The 25,742-nt window shown below is 68.9% G+C and carries 21 protein-coding genes; 8 read left to right on the top strand and 13 right to left on the bottom strand.

Annotated elements, in window-relative coordinates:
- Positions 1 to 35: 35 nt before the first annotated feature.
- A complete protein-coding gene (locus tag AAHM41_RS18550; RefSeq protein ID WP_342238050.1) occupies positions 36 to 2,597 on the bottom strand; it encodes a calcium-binding protein in 2,562 nt (853 codons plus the stop codon).
- Between the two features lie 376 nt (positions 2,598 to 2,973).
- Here AAHM41_RS18550 and AAHM41_RS18545 point away from each other — a divergent pair, with 376 nt between their 5' ends.
- Positions 2,974 to 3,225, top strand: coding sequence for an Lrp/AsnC ligand binding domain-containing protein (locus AAHM41_RS18545; protein WP_225766729.1), 252 nt, complete (start codon positions 2,974 to 2,976; stop codon positions 3,223 to 3,225).
- A gap of 13 nt (positions 3,226 to 3,238) precedes the next feature.
- Complete coding sequence (locus AAHM41_RS18540) at positions 3,239 to 4,849, top strand: M20/M25/M40 family metallo-hydrolase (protein ID WP_342238049.1); 1,611 nt, start codon at positions 3,239 to 3,241, stop codon at positions 4,847 to 4,849.
- A gap of 246 nt (positions 4,850 to 5,095) precedes the next feature.
- Here AAHM41_RS18540 and AAHM41_RS18535 read toward each other — a convergent pair whose 3' ends face one another.
- The 6 genes from AAHM41_RS18535 to AAHM41_RS18510 form a co-directional block, all read right to left on the bottom strand.
- Positions 5,096 to 5,464 carry a cytochrome C oxidase subunit IV family protein gene (locus AAHM41_RS18535; protein WP_342238048.1) on the bottom strand — a complete coding sequence of 123 codons (369 nt, stop codon included), beginning with the start codon at positions 5,462 to 5,464 and terminating at the stop codon, positions 5,096 to 5,098.
- A 5-nt stretch (positions 5,465 to 5,469) separates the two neighbouring features.
- Positions 5,470 to 6,183: a heme-copper oxidase subunit III family protein gene (locus AAHM41_RS18530; RefSeq protein ID WP_342238047.1), complete on the bottom strand. Its 714-nt coding sequence runs from the start codon at positions 6,181 to 6,183 to the stop codon at positions 5,470 to 5,472.
- 9 nt (positions 6,184 to 6,192) lie between these two features.
- The gene (locus AAHM41_RS18525) at positions 6,193 to 6,897 is read right to left on the bottom strand and encodes a cytochrome c oxidase subunit 3 (protein WP_342238046.1); all 705 of its coding nucleotides are present in this window, start codon (positions 6,895 to 6,897) and stop codon (positions 6,193 to 6,195) included.
- 10 nt (positions 6,898 to 6,907) lie between these two features.
- Complete coding sequence (gene ctaD / locus AAHM41_RS18520; RefSeq protein ID WP_342238045.1) at positions 6,908 to 8,671, bottom strand: cytochrome c oxidase subunit I; 1,764 nt, start codon at positions 8,669 to 8,671, stop codon at positions 6,908 to 6,910.
- A 99-nt stretch (positions 8,672 to 8,770) separates the two neighbouring features.
- The gene (locus AAHM41_RS18515) at positions 8,771 to 9,601 is read right to left on the bottom strand and encodes a cytochrome c oxidase subunit II (protein WP_342238044.1); all 831 of its coding nucleotides are present in this window, start codon (positions 9,599 to 9,601) and stop codon (positions 8,771 to 8,773) included.
- Positions 9,602 to 9,945: 344 nt separating this feature from the next.
- On the bottom strand, positions 9,946 to 10,335 hold the full coding sequence (locus tag AAHM41_RS18510; RefSeq protein WP_342238043.1) for a c-type cytochrome: 390 nt from the start codon (positions 10,333 to 10,335) through the stop codon (positions 9,946 to 9,948).
- A 259-nt stretch (positions 10,336 to 10,594) separates the two neighbouring features.
- Between AAHM41_RS18510 and AAHM41_RS18505 the strand changes: the two genes are divergently transcribed.
- Complete coding sequence (locus AAHM41_RS18505) at positions 10,595 to 11,455, top strand: DUF2189 domain-containing protein (protein ID WP_342238042.1); 861 nt, start codon at positions 10,595 to 10,597, stop codon at positions 11,453 to 11,455.
- A 95-nt stretch (positions 11,456 to 11,550) separates the two neighbouring features.
- Here the strand turns inward: AAHM41_RS18505 and AAHM41_RS18500 are convergent, their stop codons facing one another.
- Positions 11,551 to 13,134, bottom strand: a complete 1,584-nt coding sequence (locus AAHM41_RS18500) for an MDR family MFS transporter (protein ID WP_342238041.1) — start codon at positions 13,132 to 13,134, stop codon at positions 11,551 to 11,553.
- Between the two features lie 25 nt (positions 13,135 to 13,159).
- Complete coding sequence (locus tag AAHM41_RS18495) at positions 13,160 to 14,293, bottom strand: HlyD family secretion protein (protein WP_342238040.1); 1,134 nt, start codon at positions 14,291 to 14,293, stop codon at positions 13,160 to 13,162.
- A gap of 146 nt (positions 14,294 to 14,439) precedes the next feature.
- Between AAHM41_RS18495 and AAHM41_RS18490 the strand changes: the two genes are divergently transcribed.
- The 5 genes from AAHM41_RS18490 (at position 14,440) to AAHM41_RS18470 (ending at position 19,827) form a co-directional block, all read left to right on the top strand.
- Positions 14,440 to 15,087 (top strand): TetR/AcrR family transcriptional regulator, encoded by a 648-nt coding sequence (locus AAHM41_RS18490; RefSeq protein WP_342238039.1) that lies wholly within the window; start codon positions 14,440 to 14,442, stop codon positions 15,085 to 15,087.
- Positions 15,088 to 15,272: 185 nt separating this feature from the next.
- A complete protein-coding gene (locus tag AAHM41_RS18485; RefSeq protein ID WP_342238038.1) occupies positions 15,273 to 16,298 on the top strand; it encodes a LacI family DNA-binding transcriptional regulator in 1,026 nt (341 codons plus the stop codon).
- Entirely contained in the window at positions 16,295 to 17,833 is a 1,539-nt protein-coding gene (locus tag AAHM41_RS18480; RefSeq protein ID WP_342238037.1) for a sugar ABC transporter ATP-binding protein, read from the top strand. Before AAHM41_RS18485 ends, AAHM41_RS18480 begins: the two co-directional genes overlap by 4 nt.
- Positions 17,830 to 18,834: an ABC transporter permease gene (locus tag AAHM41_RS18475; RefSeq protein WP_342238036.1), complete on the top strand. Its 1,005-nt coding sequence runs from the start codon at positions 17,830 to 17,832 to the stop codon at positions 18,832 to 18,834. Before AAHM41_RS18480 ends, AAHM41_RS18475 begins: the two co-directional genes overlap by 4 nt.
- Before the next feature lie 51 nt (positions 18,835 to 18,885).
- Positions 18,886 to 19,827 carry an ABC transporter substrate-binding protein gene (locus AAHM41_RS18470; protein ID WP_342238035.1) on the top strand — a complete coding sequence of 314 codons (942 nt, stop codon included), beginning with the start codon at positions 18,886 to 18,888 and terminating at the stop codon, positions 19,825 to 19,827.
- 137 nt (positions 19,828 to 19,964) lie between these two features.
- On the opposite strand, the gene serA is transcribed toward AAHM41_RS18470, so the two are convergent.
- From serA to folP, 4 genes are all read right to left on the bottom strand, one after another.
- On the bottom strand, positions 19,965 to 21,542 hold the full coding sequence (serA, locus tag AAHM41_RS18465; RefSeq protein ID WP_342238034.1) for a phosphoglycerate dehydrogenase: 1,578 nt from the start codon (positions 21,540 to 21,542) through the stop codon (positions 19,965 to 19,967).
- 83 nt (positions 21,543 to 21,625) lie between these two features.
- Complete coding sequence (locus tag AAHM41_RS18460; protein ID WP_342238033.1) at positions 21,626 to 22,786, bottom strand: phosphoserine transaminase; 1,161 nt, start codon at positions 22,784 to 22,786, stop codon at positions 21,626 to 21,628.
- Between the two features lie 240 nt (positions 22,787 to 23,026).
- Positions 23,027 to 24,385, bottom strand: coding sequence for a phosphoglucosamine mutase (gene glmM, locus AAHM41_RS18455; protein ID WP_342238032.1), 1,359 nt, complete (start codon positions 24,383 to 24,385; stop codon positions 23,027 to 23,029).
- Positions 24,386 to 25,189 carry a dihydropteroate synthase gene (gene folP / locus AAHM41_RS18450; RefSeq protein ID WP_342238031.1) on the bottom strand — a complete coding sequence of 268 codons (804 nt, stop codon included), beginning with the start codon at positions 25,187 to 25,189 and terminating at the stop codon, positions 24,386 to 24,388.
- Positions 25,190 to 25,742 lie beyond the last annotated feature (553 nt).

Raw genomic sequence — 25,742 nt, 5'->3', positions numbered from 1 at the left:
CTGGGCACGGTGCCGACCAGGGCGACCGAGCCGGTTCAGAGCACGAAGTCGGCGGCGACGAGATTGATGCTGCCGGTCAGGGTGATGTGGAAGTCGGAGACCGCGTCGCCGTCGACGTCGCCGGCGACCGTGGTGACGCCATTGGCGATGGAGAAGCGCAGCTGGCCGGCGACGCCGCTGTAGAGGTTGGCACCGATGAAGCTGAACGCCTGGTTGCCGTCGGCGCCGCTGTTGGCGTCCATGGCAATCAGGTCGATCTCGTCGTCCTGGGCATGGCTGAAATCGGTGACGACGTCGGCATTGGCCCCGACCACGCTGTCGCCGGGAGCGGCGAAGGTGAAGCGGTCCGCCCCGGCCCCGCCGGTCAGCGTATCCTTACCGCCCCTGCCGGAGAGGATGTCGTCGCTGTTCCAGCCCTGCAGCACATTGGCGCCGGCATTTCCTTCCAGCACGTCGCTGCCCTGGCTGCCGGAGAGGTTCTCGATGCCGGCCAGTGTGTCGCCCGCGGCGTCGCCGCCGCTGCCGAGGCCGGTGGCGAGGCTGGCCGAGATCCCGACCATGCCGGTGTAGTAGCTGGCCGTGTCGATGCCGGCGCCGCCTTCGAGCGTGTCGGCCCCGGCCCCGCCGCGGAGCACATCGTCGCCGCCCCAGCCCTGCAGCTTGTTGGCGCCGATATCGCCGGCGAGGGTGTCATTGCCCAGGTTGCTGCCGGAGAGGTTCTCGATGCTGCTCAGCGTGTCGCTGGTGGCGAGATCGACCGCGACCCCGACAGCATTGGTGTAATAGCTGGCGGTGTCGGTGCCGGCGCCGCCGTCCAGCACGTCGGCCCCTGCCCCGCCGCGGAGCACATCGTCGCCGCCCCAGCCCTGCAGCTTGTTGGTGCCGCCGTTGCCGGTGAGCGTGTCGTTGCCGAGGTTGCTGCCGGAGAGGTTCTCGATCCCGGTCAGCGTGTCGCCCGCGGCATCGCCGCCGCTGGCGGTGCCGGCGGCGAGGTCGACCGTGACACCGGCCGCGCTGGTGTACCAGCTGGCGGTGTCGATGCCGGCGCCGCCCTCCAGCACATCCGCCCCGGCGGCGCCGCGGAGCACGTCGTCGCCGCCCCAGCCCTGCAGCGTGTTGGCGCCGGCATCGCCGGCAAGCGTGTCATTGCCCAGATTGCTGCCGGAGAGGTTCTCGATCCCGGTCAGCGTGTCGCCCTCGGCATCGCCGCCGCTGCCGATGCCGGCGGCGAGATCGACCGTGACCCCGGCCGTACTGGTGTAGTAGCTGGCGGTATCGGTATAGAGGCCGCCGTCGAGCGCGTCGGCCCCGGCGCCACCGCGGAGGATGTCGTCGCCGAGGGCGCCTTCAAGCGTGTCGTTGCCGGCGTCACCATTGAGCGTGTCGTTGCCGCCCAAGCCCTTGATGACGTCGCGCAGGGCATTGCCGGTCAGGGTCTCGTCCTCCACCGTCCCGGTGGTGGTGCGGATCAGCGCGTGGATCGAGCTGCGAACCGAACTGCCGTCGCCGTCGGTTTGGATATTCTCACTCACGCCGGCCACGAAGCCGCCGGCCAAGCCTATGATCTCGCCTTCGATGACGCCATTGCCGGCCGCGTAGTTGGCGCCGGCGGCGGCGCCACTCGGGTCGTAGGCCTGATAGTAGAAAACGCCGCCGTCTTGCCAGCCGACCACGAAGAAGCCGTTGGACAGGACGGTCACCGTCGGACGCAGTTGATCACCCGTGACGTCGTCGTTGACCAGCAGATAGCCGCTGCGCACCGTTCCGTCGGCATTGTAGACGCGCGCCGTGATCTCGGTGCCGTCGGTGACGTCCCAGCCGTTGTCGACATAGGCGACGACGAAGCCGCCATCCTGCAGCGCGGCGACCTGGATGTCCTGGTTGATCGAGCCGGTGTCGTCGATCAGGTGGTGGCTGTTGAGCACATCGCCCGGAACCGTCACGCGAGCGCCCGATGCGTCGTAGAGCTGGAACCAGACGGAATGGGCGCCGCCGGCAGTCGCGGACTGCTCCCAGGCCACGACGAAGCCGCCGGAGGCGAGGCCGGTGATCGAGGCATGGTCGGTGGCGAGGGCGACGCTGTTGTCGACGATGAGCGCACCGCCGTCCAGGGTTCCGTCCGCGTTGTACCGCTGAACCCGGACATCGGTGTCGCCGGAACCGAAGTCGACGGTGTAGGCCACGGCGAAGCCGTCGGAACCCAGCGCCGTGACGTCGGATTCCCGCTGCGGCTTGGGGTTGGCCGGCACCGCGAAGTCCGAGGCCGGCGCGCCGTCGCCGAGGATGCGGATCCGGATCGTATCGGTGCCCGAGCTGTCGTCGGTGAAGCTCACGACATTGTGGCCGTTGCCCAGCAGCGCCATGCTGGCATCGAACTGGTTGTTGAGCGTCGTGGTGTTGAGGAAGTCTTCGGCGCCCGGCGTGCCGTCGGCATCGACGTATCGGCCCCGGACAAAGCCGCTGCCGACGCTCCAGGCTCCCAGATACCCCCCGTCGGCGGTCGCGGTGATGGCGACATCCGCCTGGCTTCCGCTCGCGCCGCTGTTCAAGACGAAACCGAAAACGTCAAGGGCCCATGAATAGGTGACTGTAGCCATGATTTCCCCCTCCTGTTCAATGTCACATCGGCAATTTCTTACGACCGAACTGTGCCAAACGGCTGCGATCCGAGATCGCGACCAGATGGTTCTCTATTGCTCGTGACGGTTTTTTTGCTCTTGGGCCTGCCGCATTTCATCAGGCCAAGAGGAAGTATTGTTAGTTCGACACTCTTCTGTGGCGGCCGGATCCTCTCCAGGGGACCAATGCATGGCCGAGGTTTCGCTCAACAATGGGCAGCGGGGCGCATATTATTTTATGAAACTGTGCCAGAATTGTGGTCGGGGAACCATCTCGCCGTAGGACCATCCCGCATGACCTGCCGCCGCCGCCGGGCTAGGATCGGCCCGAACCCCGAGTCACGGAGGCCGCTTGATGCGTCCGATCTTCATCATGGTGAAATGCGAGCTGGGCCACGCCTATGACACGGCCGAGCATGCGGTGGACGAGATCGAGGAGGTGTCGGAGATCTATTCGATCTCCGGCCAGTTCGACCTGATGATCAAATGCTACCTGCCGGAGGACGTCGATGTCGGCCGCTTCGTCAACAGCCGCATCCATGCCCTGCCACACATCAAGGACACGATGACGCTGATCACCTTCAACGCCTTCGCCGGCAAGAGCTGAGGCCCGTCCGACGATGACCGATATGGCCGCCCGCGCCGAGCACTGGGCGCTGACCCTCACCCGCATCCCCAGCGTCACCGGCACGCCGGACGAGGTGGCCTATGCCGAGACGCTGTGCGGCCTGCTGCGCGCCAGCCCGGCCTTCCGCGACCGGCCGGACGATGTCTGGACCATCCCGGCCGGCGACCGGCTGGGCCGCGCCAGCGTCGCCGCGCTGCTGCGCGGACGCGGCCACCGCACCGTGGTGCTGACCGGCCATTTCGACACGGTGACGGTGGCCGATTACGGCGACCTGCAGAATCTGGCGACCGAGCCGGAGCAGTTGAAGGAGGCCCTGCTGGCCCGGCTGCGGCGCGACGCGCGCAGCGAGGCCGAGCAACTGGCCCTGGCCGACCTGTCGGGCCCGGACTTCCTGCCCGGGCGCGGGCTGCTCGACATGAAGGGCGGGCTCGCCGCCGGCCTGGCCGTGCTGGAGGCGGCGGCCGCGGAGCCGGAGCGCGAGGGCAACCTGCTGTTCCTCGCCGTGCCGGACGAGGAGGTCAACTCCGCCGGCGCCCGCAGCGCCGCCCGCGCTTTGCCCGGCCTGGCCGAGCGGCTGGGACTGAGCCTCGACGCCGCGATCAATCTCGACTGCCTGGGCGACACCGGCGACGGCCGTTTCGGCCGGTCGGTGGCGCTGGGCAGCGTCGGCAAGCTGCTGCCGAGCGCGCTGGTGATCGGCCGCGCCGCCCATGCCGCCGACACCATCCGCGGGGTCAGCGCCGCCGCCCTGGCCGGCGCCGTCGCCGCCGCGGCGGAATGGGCACCGGAGCTGACCGAGAGCCTGGGCAACGCCTCCGGCACCCCGGCGACGCTGCTGGGCATGAAGGACGGCAAGGCCGGCTACGACGTCACCACTCCCGGCACGGTCTGGATGTTCTGGAACACCGCGCGGTACCGGCGCGGGCCGGAGGATGTGCTGGCGCCGCTGGCCCGGCTGATCGAAGACGCGGCCGCCGGGGTCGCGGCGCAGCTGCGCCAGCGCGGCGGGGCCGATGTGCCGGACGTGCCGGTGCTGCGCTTCGCCGAGTTGCGGCGCGAGGTGCTGGCGCGCTCGCCCGAGGCCGAAGCGGCGCTGGCCGCGGTGGCAGCCGAGGCGGCGGCGACCGGGCTGGACCTGCCGGAGCAGTGCCGGCGGATCACCGAGGCGCTGTGGGCTCTCAGCGGCCGCAGCGGCCCGGCGGTGGTGCTGGGCCTGGCCTCGATGCCCTATCTGCCGGTGTCGCTGGGCGATGACGAGGCCGGGCAGCGGCTGGAGCGGGCGACGCGCGAGGCCGCGGCGAAGGTCGCGGCGCGGCACGGCACCACGATCGGGCTCGAGCCCTGGTTCCCCGGCATCTCCGACATGAGCTTCCTCGGCAGGGGCGACGAGGGCGCGGTCGCGGCCATCGCCGCCGACACCCCGGCCTGGGGCGCCGGCCTGCCCTGGCCCGACGGCCCGGCCCTGGCGCAGATCCCGATCGTCAATGCCGGCCCCTGGGGCCGCGACTACCACACGCCGCTGGAGCGCATCCACCGCCCCTACGCCTTCGAGGTGCTGCCGGAGCTGATCCGGGAGATCGCCGACGGGGTGATCAAAGGCTGAGCGCCTCAACCTATTTCTTATACTCCCCCTCCCCTTGCGGGAGGGGGTAGGGGGAGGGGTTTGGCGCCGCCGGGACCGAAGTCGAAGGACCACAGCAACGTCACAGCGGTCCTGGATAATCCCATGCCGGCTCTTTGATCGACACCCCCTCCCCCTACCCCCTCCCGCGGGGGGAGGGGGAGAGCAGAAATTGCGGCTCGGAGCAAGTAGCGGAGGTCTGGAGAACGCCGCCAGGCAGTGACACCCCTACCGCCCGCCCAGGAACAGCATCCGGGTCAGCAGGGTGTAGTCGGACTCGGCCACCATGATGGCGACGAACACCAGGAGCGCCACCGGTGGCACCGTGATGGCGTAGACCAGGGCCAGCCGCTCCCACTTCATATGCATGAACACGGCAACGATCAGCCCTGCCTTCAGCATCATGAAGATCAGGATCAGGCTCCAGCGCAGCAGGCCCTGCAGGGCGAAATAGTCGACCAGGTAGGAGCAGGCGCTGAGCACGAACAGCCAGCCCCAGACCACCAGGTACAGCCTGATCGGGTGCTGCTGGCCCTCGGCATGGGCGACGGGTTGCGACTGCCCGTGCCCTTCGTCGATATGCGCGGCGTGTGCCATGTCCCTCACCACAGGTAGAACAGCGCGAAGATGAACACCCAGACCAGATCGACGAAGTGCCAGTACAGGCCGGTGATCTCGACGATCTCGTAATTGCCCCGCCGGCTGGTGAAGAAGCCGCGCCGGCCGGTGTCGAAGTCGCCGCGCAGCACCTTGCGGGCCATGGCGATCAGGAAGATCACGCCGATGGTGACGTGGGTGCCGTGGAAGCCGGTGATCATGAAGAAGGCCGAGCCGAATTGCGGCGCGCCCCAGGGGTTGCCCCAGGGCCGCACCCCTTCATGGATCAGCTTGGTCCATTCGAAGGCCTGCATGCCGACGAAGGTGGCGCCGAAGGCCGCGGTCACCAGCATCAGCACCGCCGTCTTCACCCGGTCGCGGCGATAGCCGTAATTGACCGCCATGGCCATGGTGCCGCTGCTGCTGATCAGCACGAAGGTCATGATCGCGATCAGGATCAGCGGGATCGACTCGCCGCCAATGGTCAGGGCGAACACCTCGCTCGGGTTCGGCCAGGTCTCGGCGGTCGACATCCGCACCGTCATGTAGGACAGCAGGAAGCAGCCGAACACGAAGGTGTCGCTGAGCAGGAAGATCCACATCATCGCCTTGCCCCAGGACGCGCTCTTGAAGGCGCGCTGGTCGGACGACCAGTCGGAGGCGACGCCCTGCCATCCCTTGGCGCGGTCGATCGATCCGGCGATATGGGTTTCGGCCATCGGTATCCCCTAGGTCAGCAACTGGCGGCAGATCTCGGCGAAACGGTCCGCCCAGCCGGTCAGCAGGGCGAGCAGGATCAGCCAGACCAGCAGCAGGAAATGCCAGTACAGCGTGCACAGCTGGACGCTCAGGCGCAGCTTGTCGGGATCGGCGCCGCGCCAGGCCCGGGCGCCGGTGCGGCCCAGGGCCACCAGGCCGCCCAGCACATGCACGCCATGCACCGCGGTGACCAGGTAGAAGAAGGAATTGGCCGGGTTGCTGGCCAGGAAATAGCCCAGCATGTGCAGCTGCTGCCAGGCCAGCAGCTGCCCGACCACGAACACCAGCGACGCCGCGCCGCCGGCCAGGAGGCCGGTGCGGGTGTCAGCCAGGTCGCCGCGCCGGGCGGCGCCGTGGGCGCATTGCAGCCCGACGCTGGCGGCGGCCAGGGCCGCGGTGTTGATCCACAGCAGCAGCGGCACCGGCAGCGCGCGCCAGTCCGGCATCTCCATGCGCATCGAATAGGCGCTGACCAGCAGGGCGAACAGCGCGCCGGCGACGACCAGGAACACGCCCAGCCCGATCAACGCCGTCGGCCGCAGCGAGGCGCCGCTGGCCGGCACGTTGCCGACCGTGCTCTCCTCCAGCCAGGGCTTGGTCATCAGCCCCTGGCGGGCCAGCCACAGCAGGGCGAAGCCCCCGACCACCAGCATGAACAGGGTGACGATGACCATCGCCGCGCCCTCAGCCGTGGTGCACGGCGCCGGGCTGGTTCTGCGGCAGGAAGTCCTGCGCAGCGCCCGGGACGCTGTAGTCATAGGCCCAGCGATAGACCACCGGCAGCTCTTTGCCCCAATTGCCGTGCGGCGGCGGGGTGGTCGGCGTCTGCCATTCCAGCGTCGTCGCCCGCCACGGGTTGCCGCCGGCCTCGCGGCCGTAGCGCAGGCTCCAGATCAGGTTGAACAGGAACAGGAGCTGGGCCGCGCCGACGGTCAGCGCCGCGGCGGTGATGAAGATGTTGAGGTCATGGGCCGAGGGCGGCACGAAGGCGGTCTCGCCGAGCTCGAAATAGCGCCGCGGCACGCCGATCAACCCGAGATAATGCATCGGGAAGAAGATCGCGTAGGCGCCGACGAAGCTGACCCAGAAATGGATCTTGGCCATCGTGTCGTCCAGCATCCGGCCGGTGATCTTCGGGTACCAGTGGTAGATCGCGCCGAACACCACGAAGATCGGCGCCACCCCCATCACCATGTGGAAATGGGCGACCACGAACATGGTGTCGGACAGCGGCACGTCGACCACGACATTGCCGAGGAACAGCCCGGTCAGCCCGCCATTGACGAAGGTGACGATGAAGGCGAGGGCGAACAGCATCGGCGGCGTCAGGTGGATGTCCCCGCGCCACAGGGTCAGCACCCAGTTGTAGACCTTGATCGCCGTCGGGATGGCGATGATCAGCGTCGTGGTGGCGAAGAAGAACCCGAAATACGGGTTCATGCCGCTGACATACATGTGGTGCGCCCAGACGATGAAGCTCAGCGCGCCGATGCCGACGATGGCCCACACCATCATGCGGTAGCCGAAGATGTTCTTGCGGGCGTGGGTGCTGATCAGGTCGGAGACGATGCCGAAGGCCGGCAGGGCGACGATGTAGACCTCGGGATGGCCGAAGAACCAGAACAGGTGCTGGAACAGGATCGGGCTGCCGCCGCCGTATTTCAGCTGCTCGCCCATCTCGACCAGGGCCGGCATGAAGAAGCTGGTGCCCAGCAGCCGGTCGATCAGCATCATCACGCAGGCGACGAACAGCGCCGGGAAGGCCAGCAGGGCCATGACCGTGGCGGTGAAGATGCCCCACACCGTCAGCGGCATCCGCATCAGCGTCATCCCCCGCGCCCGCGCCTGCAGCACGGTGACGACGTAGTTCAGCCCGCCCATGGTGAAGCCGATGATGAACAGGATCAGCGAGCCGAGCATCAAGAGGATGCCCCATTCGCGGCCGCCCGGCGTGCCGGACAGGATCGCCTGCGGCGGGTACAGGGTCCAGCCGGCCCCGGTCGGCCCGCCGGGGGCGAAGAAGCTGGCCACCAGCACCAGCACCGCCAGCAGGTAGATCCAGTAGCTGAGCATGTTGACATAGGGGAACACCATGTCCCGCGCGCCCAGCATCAGCGGGATCAGGTAGTTGCCGAAGCCGCCCAGGAACAGCGCCGTCAGCAGGTAGATCACCATGATCATGCCGTGCATGGTGATGAACTGGTAGTAGCCGGTGGCGTCGATGAAGGCGAAGTCGTCCGGGAAGGCCAGCTGCAGCCGCATCATCCAGGACAGCACCAGGGCGACGAAGCCGATCGCCAGCGCCGTGCCGGCATACTGCACGGCAATGACCTTGGCGTCCTGCGAGAACACCCAGGTCGTGAGCCAGCTCTTCGGATGGTACAGGTCGACATCCGGCACTTCGAGCGGCGGGACCGGTTCGACAGGCTCGCGGATGACGTCCACCATGGGCGTGTCCTCCTGCTTCCTCCCGGCCGGGCTCGACGGGGATCGTCCCGGCCGAATGATGCTCCCTCCTCGCGGCCCCTCCCCTTCCCGGGGCCGGAACTACTTCGCGGCGGCCACCTCGCGGTCGGCCGGCCCGGGCAGCGCCGAGACCTGGCCGAAGGTGGCCTGCTGCGCCAGCCAGGCGTCGTAATCGGCTTGGGCGTCGACGATGACGATGCCGCGCATGTAGGGATGGCCGGTGCCGCACAGCTCGGCGCACAGCACCTCGAAGCTGCCGGTGCGGGTCGGCGTGAACCAGTAATAGGTGACCGAGCCCGGGATCATGTCCATCTTCGCCCGGAACTGCGGCACGTAGAAATCGTGCAGCACGTCGACCGCGCGCAGCAGGACCTTGACCGGCTTGTCGATCGGCAGGTGCAGTTCGCCGCCCTGGATCAGCACGTCGTCCTGGCCGGTCGGGTCGTCGGCATGGACGCCGAGCGGGTTCTCCGGCGTGATCGCCTGGGTCGAGGCGGTGCCGAGCTTGCCGTCCTTGCCGGGCAGCCGGTAGGTCCATTGCCATTGCTGGCCCACCACCTCGACCTCGGTGGCGTCGGCCGGGACGGTGACGAACTGGGCCCAGACCACCAGCCCCGGCGCCAGCATCGCCGCCACGCCGACCGCGGTGGCGATGGTCAGCCAGCCCTCCAGCCGCTTGTTCTCCGGCTTGTAGTCGGCGGTGTTGCCCTCGCGGTGGCGGAAGCGCCAGACGCAGTAGGCGGTGAACAGCACGATCGCGGTGAACACCACGCCGGTGATCCAGAAGGTGATCTCGATCGTGCCGTCGATGTAGTGCCAGTTCGAGGCGATCGGGGTCCACCACCACGGGCTCAGCAGGTGGAACACCACCGAGCCGACGGCGACCAGAACCAGGACGAGCGCAGTCTTCATCTCCGGTCACCTCCGTCATCAGCGATAGCGTGAACGAGAAGGCCGGGAGTCGGTCGATTTGGAACGGAAAGCGGATGCGGCGGCACAGCGCGGGGGCATCCTGCACCCCGGCCCATCGGGCCGGCGCGGCGGTTTCCCCCTGATAGTGGCCACATCGTCATGGATGACGGCCTTCGCACTTGTCGAGGCCGGCCGGCTTCTCCGTCTGGCCCGGCCGTCCCGCGTCACGGTCGACGCGGAGACGACCCTTGCAGCATCAGACTTGTCCGGCCTTGGCCTGTAAATTGATGATGCGGGTCAGCCCGCTTGATTGTCAACCGATGTCGGCAGCCGCAGCCGCCGCCTCAGTTTTTCTTGCCGTCGGCGGCGTACTGCTTGAGGAAGGCGATCAGATCGGTGATCTTCTGGTCGTCCTTCAAGCCGACGAACGCCATCTTCGTGCCCGGGATCTTGGTTCGCGGGGCCTTGATGTATTCCCGGAACACCGTCTCGTCCCAGGTGATGCCGGAGTTCTTGTTGGCGTCGGAGTAATTGTAGCCCTCGACCGAGCCGGAATGGCGGCCGAACAGGCCGTTCAGATTCGGCCCGACGCCGTTCTTGGCGGTCTCGCCGATCTGGTGGCAGGCCTTGCACTGCGTGAACACCTTCTCGCCGGCGGCCGGGTCGCCATCGGCCCGGGCCGCGGCGGTCAAGGCCATCAAGGCGAGTGCACCGATCAGGGTCGAACGCATCATCACGCTTCCTCCTGGCTGGACGCCGGCTGCATCGGACGTTGCCGACGCCACGATACTCCGGCTTTCCGCCGCGGCCTTCAAGGGCCGCGCGATTCGCCCCTATTTCAGCTGCTTCACGTTGCCCGACAAAGACAGGGGACGGAATGTCGCAGCCGGGTTATACTTTGGTCCATGGCGGGTCGCGTCGGCGTGACCGGCGGCCATCCCGGCCGCACTGCCACGGTCGACGCGTGCCCCCTGAAGTTCGGGAGGAACGGACATGACCATCCGAAACCCCCTGGAGTGGGGAGCGGACCAGCTCAAATTCGGCAGCCACGCCTTGCGCACCGGCAGCCAGACCGTCTTCCACGCCGAGGAGAACCCCAACGTCCTGGCCCCGGCGGTGCACCGCATCGGGCTGCGGGACCTGCGCGACGCCCTGGCCAAGGGCTTCGAGGATTTCGGCCATTACCGCACCGACGTGCTGTATCTCTGCCTGATCTATCCGGTGGTCGGGCTGGTGCTGGCGCGGGCCATGGTCGGGCAGGACATGATCCCGCTCCTGTTCCCGCTGGCCTCGGGCTTCGCCCTGATCGGGCCCTTCGCCGCGATCGGCCTGTATGAGATGAGCCGGCGGCGCGAGCTGGGCCAGCCGTCCAGCTGGGGCGCCGCCTTCGGCGTGCTGCGCACGCCCCGCTTCGGCGTCATCCTGATGGTCGGCGCCATCCTGGCGGCGATCTTCGTGCTGTGGATGGTGATGGCCAACGTCATCTACAACGCCACGCTCGGCCCGGACGAGCCGGCCTCGCTCGGCCTGTTCCTGGACGAGGTGTTCGGCACCACCGCGGGCTGGACCCTGATCGTGGTCGGCTGCGGCGTCGGCCTGGTCTTCGCCGTGGCGGCGATGGCGATCGGCGTGGTGTCGTTCCCGCTGCTGCTCGACCGCGACGTCGGCGCCGACACCGCGATCTGGACCTCGGTCCGCGCCGTGGCCGCCAACCCGATCCCGATGGCGGCCTGGGGCCTGATCGTCGCCGCCGGCCTCGTGGTCGGTTCGATCCCGCTGTTCGTCGGGCTGATCGTGGTCATGCCGGTGCTCGGCCACGCCACCTGGCACCTGTACCGCAAACTCGTCAACTAGTCAGCCATTCCCGTAGGTGGGGTTCGCCTCCGGGCGAACCCAACACCTTCATCCGGTGAACGAGCGTTGGGTTCGCTTGCGCGAACCCAACCTACTCAATGTGCTCCCCCTCCCCCGCCGCCGGCGCCCTTGCGCATGATGAAGACGCAGGCGGCGGAGGCCAGCAGGATCACGCCCAGCACGGCGAAGGTGTCGCTGAAGCCCATCACCAGCGATTGCGCCCGCACGGTCTGGCCGATGGCGATGATCGCCTGGTGCTTGGCGGTGGCCGGGTCGGACACGCCGCTGGCCATGAAATACTGGGTCAGCTGGTCGATCCGGGTCCGCGTCTCCTCCCGGAACAGCGTTACCGACTGGCCGATGATGTTGGAGTGGTACTGCTCGCGCTTGGTCACGATGGTGCCCAAGAGCGCGGTGCCGAAGGCGCCGCCGAGGTTGCGCAGCATGTTGAACAGGCCCGAGGCCGCGGCCGATTCGTGCCGGGCGATGCCGGCCATGGCGATGGCCGACAGCGGCGCCATCACCACCGCCTGGCCGATGGCGCGGACGATGTTCGGCACCAGCAGCTGGTCGCTGCCATAGACCAGCGACATGTGGATGTTCATGAAGCAGCTGCCGGCGAAGACCAGCAGCCCCCCGGCCACCAGCCAGCGGCCGTCCACCCGCCCCATCAGCATCGGCACCAGCGGGATGATCAGCAGCTGCGGCAGGCCGGTCCAGGCCATCACCTCGCCGATCTGCTGCGAATCATAGCCCTGCACCTGGGCCAGGTATTGCGGCAGCAGATAGGCGCTGCCGTACAGGGCGAAGCCGAGGAAGACGTTGGCCAGCGTGCCGAAGCCGAAGTTACGGCGCAGCAGCAGCCGCAGGTCGACCGCCGGCTTGGCCACCCGCAGCTCGATCCAGATGAACAGCGACAGGGCGACGACGGCGATGACGGTGAGCCGGACGATGAAGGTCGAGCCGAACCAGTCGTCCTTGTTGCCCTCCTCCAGCACCGTCTGCAGCGCGGCGAGACCGATCGCCATGGCGGCGATGCCGAACCAGTCGCCTTCCTTCAGCAGGGAGAGCCGCATCGGCTCGCGCTCCAGCGTCGCGGCCAGCCCGGCCAGCATGAAGCCGCCCGGCACCAGGTTGATGTAGAAGATGTATTCCCAGCCGTAATTGTCGGTCAGCCAGCCGCCGATGGTGGGGCCGATCGCCGGCGCGAAGGTGGCGGTGATGGCGAACAGCGCCATGCCCATCGGCCGCTGCGACAGCGGCAGCTTGGTCATCACCAAAGTGAAGGCCATCGGGATCAGCACGCCGCCGGTGAAGCCCTGGATGCCGCGCAGCAGGATCATCTCGCCGAGATTGGCGGCGAAGGCGCAGGCCACCGAGAACGCCAGGAACAGCGTGGTGTTGACCAGCAGGAAGCGGCGGAAGGAGAAGACCTGGCTGAGATAGGCGGTCAGCGGGATGACGATGATCTCGCCGATCAGGTAGGAGGTCGAGATCCAGGCGCCGTTGTCGACGCCGGTGCCGATGCCGCCTTCGATCTGCGGCAGCGAGGCATTGGTGATCTGGATGTTCAGCACCGCCATGAAGGCGCCGAGCAGGCCGGAGAACACCGAGATCCAGGTGGTCAGGCTGGCGCGGTCGGCGGGTGGGGCGCCGGCGGTGGTGGTTGCGGACGACATGATCGTGGCCCTCCGGCCGCGGCGCTCACTGCGCCTTAGCGGCGTCCTGCTTCGTATCGATCGTGGCGATCACCGACATGCCGGGCCGCAGCTCGCCCGCCAGCGGGTCGTCGCGCTGCAGCACGATCTTCACCGGGATGCGCTGGACGATCTTGGTGAAGTTGCCGGTGGCGTTGTCCGGCGGCAGCAGGGCGAATTCCTGGCCGCTGGCCGGCGACAGGCTGTCGACATGGCCGTGGATGTCGGCGTCCGGGAAGGTGTCGACCGAGATGTCGACCGGCTGGCCCGGATGCACGTCGGTCAGCTGCGTCTCCTTGAAGTTGGCGACGACATAGGTCTCGGCCAGCGGCACCACGGCCATCAGCTGGGTGCCGGCCTGGACGTACTGGCCGACCCGCAGGCTGCGGTTGCCGACCGTGCCGGCGACCGGCGCCGTGATGGTGGTGTAGCCGAGGTTCAGCTCGGCCTGGCGCTGCGCCGCCTGGTCGGCCGCGAGCGCCGCCTTCGCCTTCTCCAGCTGCGCGCGCAGCACCTCGAGCTGCTTCTCCGACGCGGTCACCGCCGCCTGGTCGCGCTGCAGCGTCGCCGTCGCCGACTGGACATTGGCGGTCATCTGCTGCGCGTTCTGCACGCTGCCATTGCCGGTCCGCGCCAGGGCGGTGTAGCGGTCGAATTGCTGCTGGGCGTAGGTCAGCGCCGCCTGGTCGACCCCGACGGTGGCGCGGGCCTGCTCGATCGCCGCGGCCTGCTGCTGGATCGCGGCGTCGGCATCGGCGATGTCGGCCTGGGCGGCCAGGACGTTGGCCTTGGCCTGGTCCAGCGCCACGGCATAGTCGCGGTCGTCGATCCGGGCCAGCGGCTGGCCGGCCGTCACCGCCTGGTTGTCCTGGACCAGCACCTCGGCGATGTAGCCGGACACCTTCGGCGCGATGGTGGTCGAATCGGCCTGCACATAGGCGTCGTCGGTCGATTCCTGGAACCGGCCGACGGTCCACCAGTTCCAGCCGAACCACGCGGCGCCGGCCAGGACGATCACCCCCAACGGCAGCAGCAGGAGCCTCTTGCCGATACGGCGGCGCGGCGCCGGCGCGGCCGGGGTCTCGCTGGCCTCCGGCGCCGGGGCGGTGCGGAGCTGGGCCGGCTGAACCTGATGCGTCATGTGTGCCCTCCAAAGCCGGAACCGCCGGGCGCCGGCCGTCATCGAGAGCGGCGGGATCGTCGTGGCGATTTAGGAAACTTGACGGTTTCCACCCAAAGATGGGAGATGGAGGCGAAATGCGCAAATGCGCGACCGAGGGACCAGACATGCAGGAAACGCCGAAACGGTCGCGCGGGCGGCCGCAGCAGCGCAGCGACGAGGAGACCTTGCGCCTGATCCTGGAGGCGGCGACCCGGATGTTCCTGGCCAACGGCTTCGGCGGCACCAGCATGGAGGCGGTGGCCCAGGCGGCCGGCGTGTCGAAGAAGACGATCTACCGCTTCGTCGACACCAAGGAGCATCTGCTCGAGGCGGTGATCGATGCCCGGTCGGAGGCGCTGCGGTCGCCGATCGGGCGCGATGCCGGCCCGGATCCGGCAGCGGCGAAGCAGGCGCTGCGCCAGTTCCTGCAGGAGCTGGCGCGGCTGGTGCTGTCGGAGGAGACGGTGGCGCTGAACCGGCTGGTCTTCGCCGAGTCGTTGCGCTTCCCGGCCATGGCGCAGGCCTTCTACCAGGCCGGCCCGGTGCGCAACGCCGAGGCGCTGGCAGCCTGGCTGGAGACCCAGCGCCGGCATGGTGTGCTGCGCTTCGACGATGCCATGGAAACCGCCCGGATGCTGGTCTCGATGGCGATCGCCGAGCCACTGCGCGCCGCCACGCTCGGCGTCGCCCCTCTGCCGATGGCGGCCGAGACCGAGCATCAGGTCGACGAGGCGGTGGAGATCTTTCTGCACGGGTGTCTGGTCGGGCGGTAGCCCTTATCGCACCCAAAAAGAACCCGTCATCCCCGCAAAAGCGGGGATCTCGTCACGCCTCGACCGGCAAGAGATTCCCGCTTTCGCGGGAATGACGGCCAATGGGAGTGGCATGCCCTCTCACCCGGTTTGATTTCCCTTCATCAAATTTTGATGGTATCCCTTCAATCCAGGGAGGGGCTTCCGTGGCCAGGACGACGCTGCAAGACGTCGCACGGGAAGCCGGCGTCAGCGTCGCGACCGTCGATCGCGTGCTGAACGGACGTGCCGGCACCCATGCGCGCATGGTCGACCGCGTGAAGGCGGCGGTCGAAAAGCTGCACTATGAGCCGGACCGGCTGGCCTCGCGCCTGTCGCGGGCGCGCGATTTCCGCTTCACCGTGGTGCTGCCGGTCGGCAACAACGACTTCATGCACTCGCTGGAACACGAGTTCCGCACCCTCGCCCGCCGCTACGAGGCCGAGCGGGTGGCGATCGAGATGCTGCTGGTCGACGTCTTCGACGGCGGGGCCCTGGCCGAGGCGCTGGAGGCGCTGCCGACGAAGATCGATGGCGTCGCCGTGGTGGCGCTGGACCACCCGGCCGTGGTCGAGGCCCTGAAGACCCTGGCCGCCCGCGGCACCATAGCGGTCACGCTGGTCTCCGACCTGCCCGGCACCAAGCGGCGCCACTATGTCGGCCTCGACAACCATGCCGCCGGCCGCACCGCCGCCAGCCTGATGGGCCGCTTCCTGGGCCCGCGCCGCGGCAAGGTCGGGCTGATCGCCGGCTCGCTGCAGCTGCGCGACCATATCGAGCGGCAATTCGGCTTCGAACAGATCATCGCCCGCGAGTATCCCCAGCTCGAAGTGCTGCCGCTGCGCGAGGCGCGCGACGACGCCGCCCGGGTCGAGGTTGCCGCCCGCACCCTCTTGGACGAGAACCCGGACCTGGTCGGGCTCTACAATGTCGGCGGCGGCCAGCAGGGCGTGGTCGCGGCGCTGGAGGCGACCGGCCGCGCCCGCGACATCGTCTTCATCGGCCATGAGCTGACCGAGTTCACCCGCCGCCACCTGATCCGCGGCACCATCGACGCCGTCATCAACCAGGACCCCGGCCACATGGCGCGCAGCAGCATCCGGGTGCTGCTGGCGCTGCGCGAGGGCGTGCCGATCGTGCCGGACCAGGAGCGGATCCGGATCGACATCTTCATCCGGGACAACATGCCATGACCGCCTCCCCTGCTCCCGGCCCGGTGCTGTCCGTCCAGGGCCTCGGCAAGACCTTCGGCACCGTGGCCGTGCTGCAGGAGATCGGCTTCGACCTGCAGCCGGGCGAGGTCCACGCCGTGATCGGCGAGAACGGCGCCGGCAAGTCGACGCTGATGAAGATCCTGGCCGGCCATCTCGAGCCGACCGCCGGCAGCATCAGCATGAACGGCGCGCCGATCCGCTTCGCCGGGCCGGTGGATGCGGAGCGGCACGGCATCGTGCTGGTGCATCAGGAGATCCTGCTGGCGCCGCACCTGACCGTGGCCGAGAACCTGTTCCTGGGGCGCGAGCTGCGCCGCGGCCTCGCGGTCGACGACCGCACCATGAACGCCCGCGCGGCCGAGGCTGTGCGCTCGCTGGGGGCGGAGATCGACCCGGCCGTGGTCGTCGCCCAGCTGTCGATCGCCCAGCGCCAGCTGGTGCAGATCGCCCGGGCGCTGCTGGTGCCGCACAGTGTGGTGATCTTCGACGAGCCGACGGCGTCGCTGACCTCGCATGAGACCGACGCGCTGCTCAAGGTCATCCACGACATCCGCGCCAAGGGTGTCGGGGTGCTCTACGTCTCGCACCGGCTGCCGGAGGTGAAGGCGATCGCCGACCGGGTGACGGTGCTGCGCGACGGCCGGCTGGTCGGCACCCGGCCCGCTGCGGAGCTGCAGCCGCTCGACATGGCGCGGATGATGGTCGGCCGCGACATGGCCAATCTCTACCCGCCGCGCACCGACGCCCCTTCCGGCGACCCGGTGCTGGAGGTCAGGGGCATGACCGTGCCGCGCTACGCCGAGGACGTCTCCTTCACGCTGCGGCGCGGCGAGATCCTGGGCTTCGCCGGGCTGGTCGGCGCCGGCCGCACCGAGCTGCTGGAGGGCGCCCTGGGGCTGCGCACCGCCCAGGGCAAGGTCCGCCGTGACGGCAGGCCGGTGCGCTTCGCCACGGTGCGCGACAGCATGGCGGCGGGCATCGTCTATCTGAGCGAGGACCGCAAGGGCAAAGGCCTGCTGCTGGCCCAGGATCTGCGCATCAACCTGACGCTGGCGGCGCTGAAGCGCTTCACCCGCGGCCCGGTGATCGACACGGCGAAGGAGTGGCAGGAGCTGGACCGCGCCATCGCCGCCTTCGACGTGCGCACCCGGCGCCGCGACCTGCTGGCCGGGCAGCTGTCCGGCGGCAACCAGCAGAAGCTGCTCCTGGGCAAGATGATGCTGCTGGAGCCGGAGATCGTGGTGATCGACGAGCCTACGCGCGGCATCGACATCGGCACCAAGCAGCAGATCTACCGCTTCGTCGCCGAGCTGGCGGCCCAGGGCAAGTCGGTGATCGTCATCTCCTCGGAGATGCAGGAGCTGATCGGCCTGTGCCACCGCATCCTGGTGATGCGGTCCGGCCGCATCGTCGGCGAGGTCGCCGGCGAGGCGATGACCGAGGACGAGATCGTGACCTACGCCACCGGCGTGAAAACCATGGCACCGGCGGAAGCGCCGACGGGGACCGCATGAGCACCAGCACCACCACGACACCCGCCGGACGGGGTTTCAAATTCGACATCCGCACCGCGGCGCCCTTCGCCGCGCTGGCCGTGCTGATCGTCGTCGGCGCCCTGCTTAACCCGAACTTCCTCAGCGCCGACAACCTGCTGAACGTGGCCACGCGCAGCGCCTTCATCGCCATCATCGCGATCGGCGCCACCTTCGTCATCACCGCGGGCGGGCTCGACCTGTCGGTCGGGTCGATGTCGGGCTTCGTCGCCGGTGCCATGATCCTGCTGATGAACGCGGCGCCGCTGGGCGACGGCGCCAGCCTGATCGCGCTGGCCATGGCCGTCGCCATCGTGCTCGGCGCGCTGTGCGGCCTGGGCAACGGGCTGATCACCACGGTCGGGCGGATCGAGCCCTTCATCGTCACCCTCGGCACCATGGGCATCTACCGCGGCCTGCTGATCTGGCTCGCCGAGGGCGGCTCGATCGCGATGAAGGCGCCGGACCTGCGGGCGCTGTATCGCCCGGTCTATTTCGGCACGGTGTTCGGCGTGCCGGTGCCGATCCTGGTGATCCTGGCGGTCGGCGCGCTCGGCGCCTTCGTGCTGTACCGCACCGCCTTCGGCCGCCATGTCCGCGCCGTCGGGTCGAACGAGGAGGTCGCCCGCTATTCCGGCATCGCCGTCGACCGCATCCGCACCCTGACCTATGTGATCCAGGGCGTCTGCGTCGCCGTGGCCGTGCTGGTCTATGTGCCGCGGCTCGGCTCCGCCACCTCGACCACCGGCCTCTTGTGGGAGCTGCAGGCGATCACCGCCGTGGTCGTCGGCGGCACCGCGCTGCGCGGCGGCATCGGCCGGATCTGGGGCACGATCTGCGGCGCCCTGATCCTCGAGGTCGTCGGCAACATCATGGCCCTGTCCAACCTGGTCAGCGAGTACCTGATCGGCGCGGTGCAGGGCGCCATCATCATCATCGCCATGCTGGTGCAGCGGTCGCTGCTGCGCCGGCCGGGTGGGTAGCGGGGCAGAGCCGCCCGTTCGCGACAGGCTCGATTCGTGGGGAGGAATTTTATGCGTTTCAAGATGATCGGCCTCGCGGCCGTGGCCCTGCTGGCGGCCTTCGGCGCTGCCCAGGCGCAGGAGAGCAAGACCATCGCCGTGTCGATCCCGGCCGCCGACCATGGCTGGACCGGCGGCGTCGTCTACCACGCGCAGCAGCAGGCGGAGGCGCTGGAGGCCCGCTATCCGGGGCTGAAGGTGATCGTCAAGACCTCGCCGGACGGCGCCTCCCAGGCCAATGCGCTGGAGGACCTGACCACCCAGGGCATCGACGCGCTGGTGGCCCTGCCGCACAACTCCGACGAGCTGACCGACCCGATCCGCCAGGTGAAGTCGAAGGGCGTCTTCGTCACCGTGGTCGACCGGGCGCTGAGCGACCAGTCGATCCAGGATCTCTACGTCGCCGGCAACAACCCGGAGCTGGGGCGCGTCGCCGGCAAGTACATCAAGGACACGCTGGGCACCGGCGACGTCGTGGTCATCCGCGGCCTGCCGATCGTGATCGACGAGGAGCGGATCAAGGGCTTCGACGAGGCGATCGCCGGCAGCGGCATCAAGGTGCTGGACAAGCAGTTCGGCAATTGGAGCCGCGACGACGCCTTCAAGGTGATGCAGGACTACCTGGCCAAGTTCCCGAAGATCGATGCGGTGTGGTGCCAGGACGACGACATGGCCGTGGGCGTGCTCGAGGCGATCCAGCAGGCCAACCGCACCGACATCAAGTTCGTGGTCGGCGGCGCCGGCATGAAGGACATGGTCAAGAAGGTGATGGACGGCGACAAGATGATCCCGGTCGACGTGCTGTACCCGCCGGCCATGGTCGCGGTGGCGATGGACCTGACCGCCGCCAACCTCTATGACCACCTGCCGGTGCGCGGCCGCTACATCCTGGACGCCACGCTGGTGACCAAGGACAACGCCAAGGAGTTCTACTACCCGGACTCGCCGTTCTGATCCGCTGATAGTTGGATAGGACGTCATCCCGTGCGCACCGCGGCACGCAGTGCTGCGGTGCAGACACGGGATCTCTCTCGATTATGACGAGATCCCCGCTTTCGCGGGGATGACGACAGCGGGAAGGCAGAACGCCTTCAGAAATTCAGCGCCTTGGCCTGGACCACGCTGGGCAGGCCCTGCACGGTCTTGACGATCTCATCCGACACCGGGCTGTCGACCGAGACCAGGGCCAGGGCGCTGCCGCCCTCCGGCCGGCGGCCGAGGTTGAAGTTGGCAATGTTGATGCCGGCGTCGCCCAGCACGGTGCCGAGGCGGCCGATGAAGCCCGGCTTGTCCTCGTTGCGCACGAACAGCATGTTGCGCGCCACCTCGGCCTCGAGCGAGATGCCCTCGAGCTCGACGATCCGCGGCTTGGTGCCGGCGAAGAGCGAGCCGGCAATGCTGCGGGTCTGGCGCTCGGTCGTCACGGTCAGCCGCACCAGCGTGTGGTAGTCCTCGCAGGTCTCGCGCTTGGTCTCGCTGACGTCGATGTCGTATTCCCGCGCCACCACCGGCGCCGACACCATGTTGACGCTGTCCAGCAGCGGCCGCAGCAGCCCGGCCAGGATGACGCTGGTGATCGGCCGGGTGTTGAGCTGGGCGACGTCGCCCTCATAGGTGATGTTGACCGCCTTCAGCCGGGTCTCGGTGATCTGGCCGGCGAAACCGCCGAGCTGCTCGACCAGCGCCAGATACGGCTTCAGCTTCGGCGCCTCCTCCGCCGTCACCGACGGCATGTTCAGCGCGTTGGTCACGGCGCCGGACAGCAGGAAGTCCGAGATCTGCTCGGCCACCTGCAGCGCCACATTCTCCTGCGCCTCGCTGGTGGCCGCGCCGAGATGCGGGGTGCAGACCACGTTGGGCAGGCCGAAGAAGGCGCTCTCCTTCGCCGGCTCGACCGCGAAGACGTCCAGCGCAGCGCCGGCGACATGGCCGGATTTCAGCGCCGCCAGCAGGTCGTCCTCGACGATCAGCCCGCCGCGGGCGCAGTTGATGATGCGCACGCCCGGCTTCATTTTCGCGATCGCCGCCGCGTCGATGATGTTGCGGGTCTGGTCGGTCAGCGGCGTGTGCAGCGTGAGGAAATCGGCGCGCTGGAACAGCCCGTCCAGCTCGACCTTCTCCACGCCCAAATCCAGCGCCCGCTCCGGCGACAGGAACGGGTCGTAGGCGATGACCTTCATCTTCAGCCCGACGCCGCGGTCGGCGACGATCGAGCCGATGTTGCCGCAGCCGATCAGGCCCAGCGTCTTGCCGAACAGCTCGACGCCCATGAAGCGGGACTTCTCCCATTTGCCGGCATGGGTCGAGGCGTTGGCGTCCGGCAGCTGCCGGGCCAGCGCGAACATCATGGCGATAGCGTGCTCGGCGGTGGTGATGGAGTTGCCGAAGGGCGTGTTCATCACCACCACGCCGCGCTGGGTGGCGGCCGGGACGTCGACATTGTCGACGCCGATGCCGGCGCGGCCGACGACCTTGAGGTTGGTCGCGGCGGCCAGCACCTCCTTGGTCACCTTGGTGGCCGAGCGGATGGCGAGGCCGTCATACTGGCCGATGATCGCCTTCAGCTCCTCGGGCTTCAGGTCGGTGCGGACATCGACATCGACGCCGCGGTCATGGAAGATGGCGACAGCGGCCGGGGACAGGGCGTCGGAAATGAGAACCTTGGGCATCGTCTTGCTCCGAAGGGGACCTGTGCCTCGCCGCTCCGCAACGATGGCGGGGCGAGGCGCAGGGCGTTGTCAGGAAGGAGAGGTCAGGCGGCCAGCTTCAGCTCGGCCCGGGCGCGGTCGAACGCCCAGTCGAGCCAGGGCAGCAGCGCCTCGAGATCGGCGGTGTCGATCGTGGCGCCGCCCCAGATGCGCAGGCCCGGGGGCGCGTCGCGATAGCCGTTGATGTCGAAGGCGACGCCTTCCTTCTCCAAGAGCGAGGCGATCTTCTTCGGCACCGCGGCCTGCGCCTCGTCGTCCAGCGCCGTGACCGCCGGGTCGACGATCTTCAGGCAGATCGAGGTGCAGGAGCGGATCGAAGCATCCGCCGCCAGGAAGTCGACCCAGGGGGTGCGCGCGACCCAGGCGGCGACGGCGGCGAGATTATTCTCCGACCGCTCGATCAGCTTATCCAGGCCGCCAATCTCCTCGGCCCAGGCGAGGCCGTCGATCGCATCCTCGACGCACAGCATCGACGGGGTGTTGATGGTCTCGCCCTTGAACGGGCCCTCGGCCAGCTTGCCCTTGGAGGTCAGGCGGAACACCTTCGGCAGCGGCCAGGCCGGTGTATAGCTCTCCAGCCGCTCCACGGCGCGGGGCGACAGGGCCAGCATGCCGTGCGCCCCCTCCCCGCCCAGCACCTTCTGCCAGGACCAGGTGACGACGTCGAGCTTGTCCCAGGGCAGGTCCATGGCGAAGGCGGCCGAGGTGGCGTCGCAGATCACCAGACCCTGGCGGCCGGCCGGGATGGCGTCGCCATTGGCGAGGCGCACGCCGGAGGTGGTGCCGTTCCAGGTCAGCACCACGTCGCGGTCGAAATCGACCTGCGCCAGGTCCGGCAGCGCGCCATAGGGCGCCGTGAAGGTGCGGACGTCCGGCAGCTTGAGCTGCTTGACGACGTCGGTGACCCAGCCTTCGCCGAAGCTTTCCCAGGCCAGCAGGTCGACGCCGCGGGCGCCGAGCAGGGTCCACAGCGCCATCTCGACGGCGCCGGTGTCCGATCCCGGCACGATGGCCAGGCGCCAGCCGGCGGGCATGCGCAGCACGCGCTTCGACCGCTCGATCACGTCGGCCAGCTTGGCCTTGCCGATGCCGGCGCGATGCGACCGGCCGAGGGCGGCGTGCTGCAGCGCCTCGAGCGACCAGCCGGGACGCTTGGCACAGGGACCGGAGGAGAAATTGGGGTTGCGCGGACGGAGTCCGGGCATGGGGGCGAGCGCACTCGCAGTCATGTCTATCCTTCCAGATAGCAGCGTCCCGGTGGGGGGACGTGGCCCGCCGCGGAGGATAGAGATCGGCCCGGCGCCGTCAATCGGTATTTGGAGCGCGCCTGATTTCACTGTCATCCTCGGGCTTGCCCCGAGGATCCAGGGGCTTTCCAGAACGGCTCTTGATGGCCCCTAGATTGCCGGGTCAAGCCCGGCAATGACAAGGAGAGCAAATGGCGATCACGCCGCCGCGGTCTCGATCGTGGCGCAGATCTCGCCGACCAGGATCTCGATCAGCCCGGCATCCTCGCCCTCGGCCATCACCCGGATCACCGGCTCGGTGCCCGATTTGCGGATCAGCAGGCGGCCGTCCTTGCCGAGGCGGGCCTCGGCCGCGGCGATCGCCTGCTTGACCGGCGCCTGCTCCAGCGGCGACGGCGCGCCCGGCACCGGCGTGAAGCGGACGCTGCGCAGCCGCTGCGGCATCGGCTCGAACACCCGGAACACCTCGCTCGACGGCCGGCCGGATTGCTGGATCACCGCCAGCACCTGCAGCGCCGCGATCAGGCCATCGCCCGTGGTGGCATGGTCGCTCATGACGATGTGGCCGGACTGCTCGCCGCCGAGGTTGAGGCCGCGCTCGCGCATGATCTCGACCACGTAGCGGTCGCCCACGGCCGTGCGAATCAGGCTGATGCCGAGCCCACCGAGGAACCGCTCCATGCCCAGGTTGGACATCACCGTCGCCGCCACCGCCGGCTGGGCCAGGCGGCCGCCGGAGAACCAGTCGCGCGCGATCATCGCCATCAGCTGGTCGCCGTCGATCTGGCGGCCGGTCTCGTCGGCCATGATCAGCCGGTCGGCGTCGCCGTCCAGCGACAGGCCGAGATGGGCGCCATGGGTCACCACCGCCTGCTGCATCACGTCGGTCGCGGTGGCGCCGCAGCCCTTGTTGATGTTGAGGCCGTCCGGCGACACGCCGATCTTGATCACCTCGGCCCCAAGCTCCCACAGCACCGCGGGGGCGACCTTGTAGGCGGCGCCGTTGGCGCAGTCGACCACCACCTTGAGCCCGTCGAGCCGCAGCCCCTTGGGGAAGGTGTTCTTGGCATATTCGATGTAGCGACCGGAGGCGTCGTCCAGCCGCCGGGCGCGGCCGAGCCGGGCCGGTGCCGCCAGCTGGTCGTCGGTCGGCTGGGCGATGCGGTCCTCGATCTCGCGCTCGACCTCGTCCGACAGCTTGTAGCCGTCCGGCCCGAACAGCTTGATGCCGTTGTCCTCGAACGGGTTGTGCGAGGCCGAGATCATCACCCCGAGATCGGCACGCAGCGACCGGGTCAGCATGGCGATCGCCGGGGTCGGGATCGGCCCGACCAGGGTGACGTCCATGCCGGCGCCGATGAAGCCCGCGGTCAGCGCCGGTTCCAGAAGGTAGCCGGACAGGCGCGTGTCCTTGCCGATCACCACCAGGTGGCGATGATCGCCGCGGCGGAACTGCGCCGCCGCCGCCGTCGCCACCTTCAGCGCCGTCTCAGCCGTCATCGGTTCGACATTCGCGCGACCGCGGATGCCGTCGGTCCCGAACAGCTTGCGCGTCATCTAATCCCCTGCCTCCAGCTCGGTCCCCGCCTGCAGCGCCGACCACACGGCCAGCGCCTGCCGTGTCTCGGCGACGTCATGCACCCGTAAGATTTGCACCCCCAGCGCCACGCCGTACAGCCCCACCGCGATCGACCCCGGCATCCGCGCCTTCGGGTCCGCAGCGCCGGACAGGGTGCCGATGAAGCGCTTGCGCGACGCGCCGAGCAGCACCGCGCAGCCGAGCCCGTGCAGCAGCGACAGGCCGCGCAGCAGCGGCAGGTTGTGGCTCAGCGACTTCTTGCCGAAGCCGATGCCCGGATCGACGGCGATGCGCTCGGGCGGGATGCCGGCGGCGGCGCAGGCCGCCACCCGCTGCTCCAGCCAGTCGAACACGTCGAGCAGGACGTCGTCGTAGACCGGATTCTCCTGCATCGTCCGCGGCTCGCCCTGGATGTGCATCAGCACCACCGGGCAGCCGGCGCGGGCGACGACGCCCAGGCTGGCGGGGTCGCCGGTCAGGCCGGTGACGTCGTTGACGATGCGGGCGCCGGCGGCCAGTGCCGCCTGCATTACCGCGGCATGGCGGGTGTCGACCGACACGGTCAGGCCGCGATCGGCCAGGTCGCGGATCACCGGCTCGATCCGGGCGATCTCCTGCTCCGGCGATACCGGGGCGGAGCCGGGCCGGGTCGATTCGCCGCCGATGTCGAGGATCTCCGCCCCCGCCTCGGCCAGGGCCAGCCCCTGGGCGATCGCGCGCCCGGCATCGGCGAAGTCGCCGCCGTCGGAGAAGCTGTCCGGCGTGACGTTGACGATGCCCATCAGCCGCGGCCGGTCAACGGAGATGCCGGCGAAGGCGGGCCGCGGCCGGCTGAGCCGGTCGAGCCGATCCTCGACCGCGGCACCGAGGCCATGGCGGGCGGCCCAGCGGCGCAGGCTCGCAAGATCGGCGACGGCGCGGACACTATTCTCCTCGTCCCCCCTCCCCTTGCGGGAGGGGGATAGGGGGAGGGATCTGCGCGCGTCTGCGCGCGAATGGGCAGGTGATCCGCCTTCGTCTTTGGGCTGGTCTGGAACAATCTGGGCCGGCTCTGGCGGAGAGCCCCCCCTCCCCCTGCCCCCCTCCCGCGGGGGGAGGGGGGACTCTGCTCTCTCCCGGAGGATCAGCTCGACCCGGTCGAAGGACAACGGGCCGCCGGCCAGGGGCAGTTCCCCAGGAGCATGGTCGCCCGACCCGAGCGGGCGCAGATACGGCCGCACCCCGGGCCGGCTGGCCCAGGGTGCGAAGTCGTCGGAGAGGGAAACGGCACGGGGCCCCGGAAAAAACCGGCCCCTGGGTTGTTGAAAACCCACAACGGTCAGGGGACCCCCCACT

Source organism: Inquilinus sp. OTU3971, from assembly GCF_038440215.1.
The sequence above is the reverse complement of the archived record's forward strand: the minus strand, read 5'-3'. Positions and strand labels throughout refer to the sequence as shown.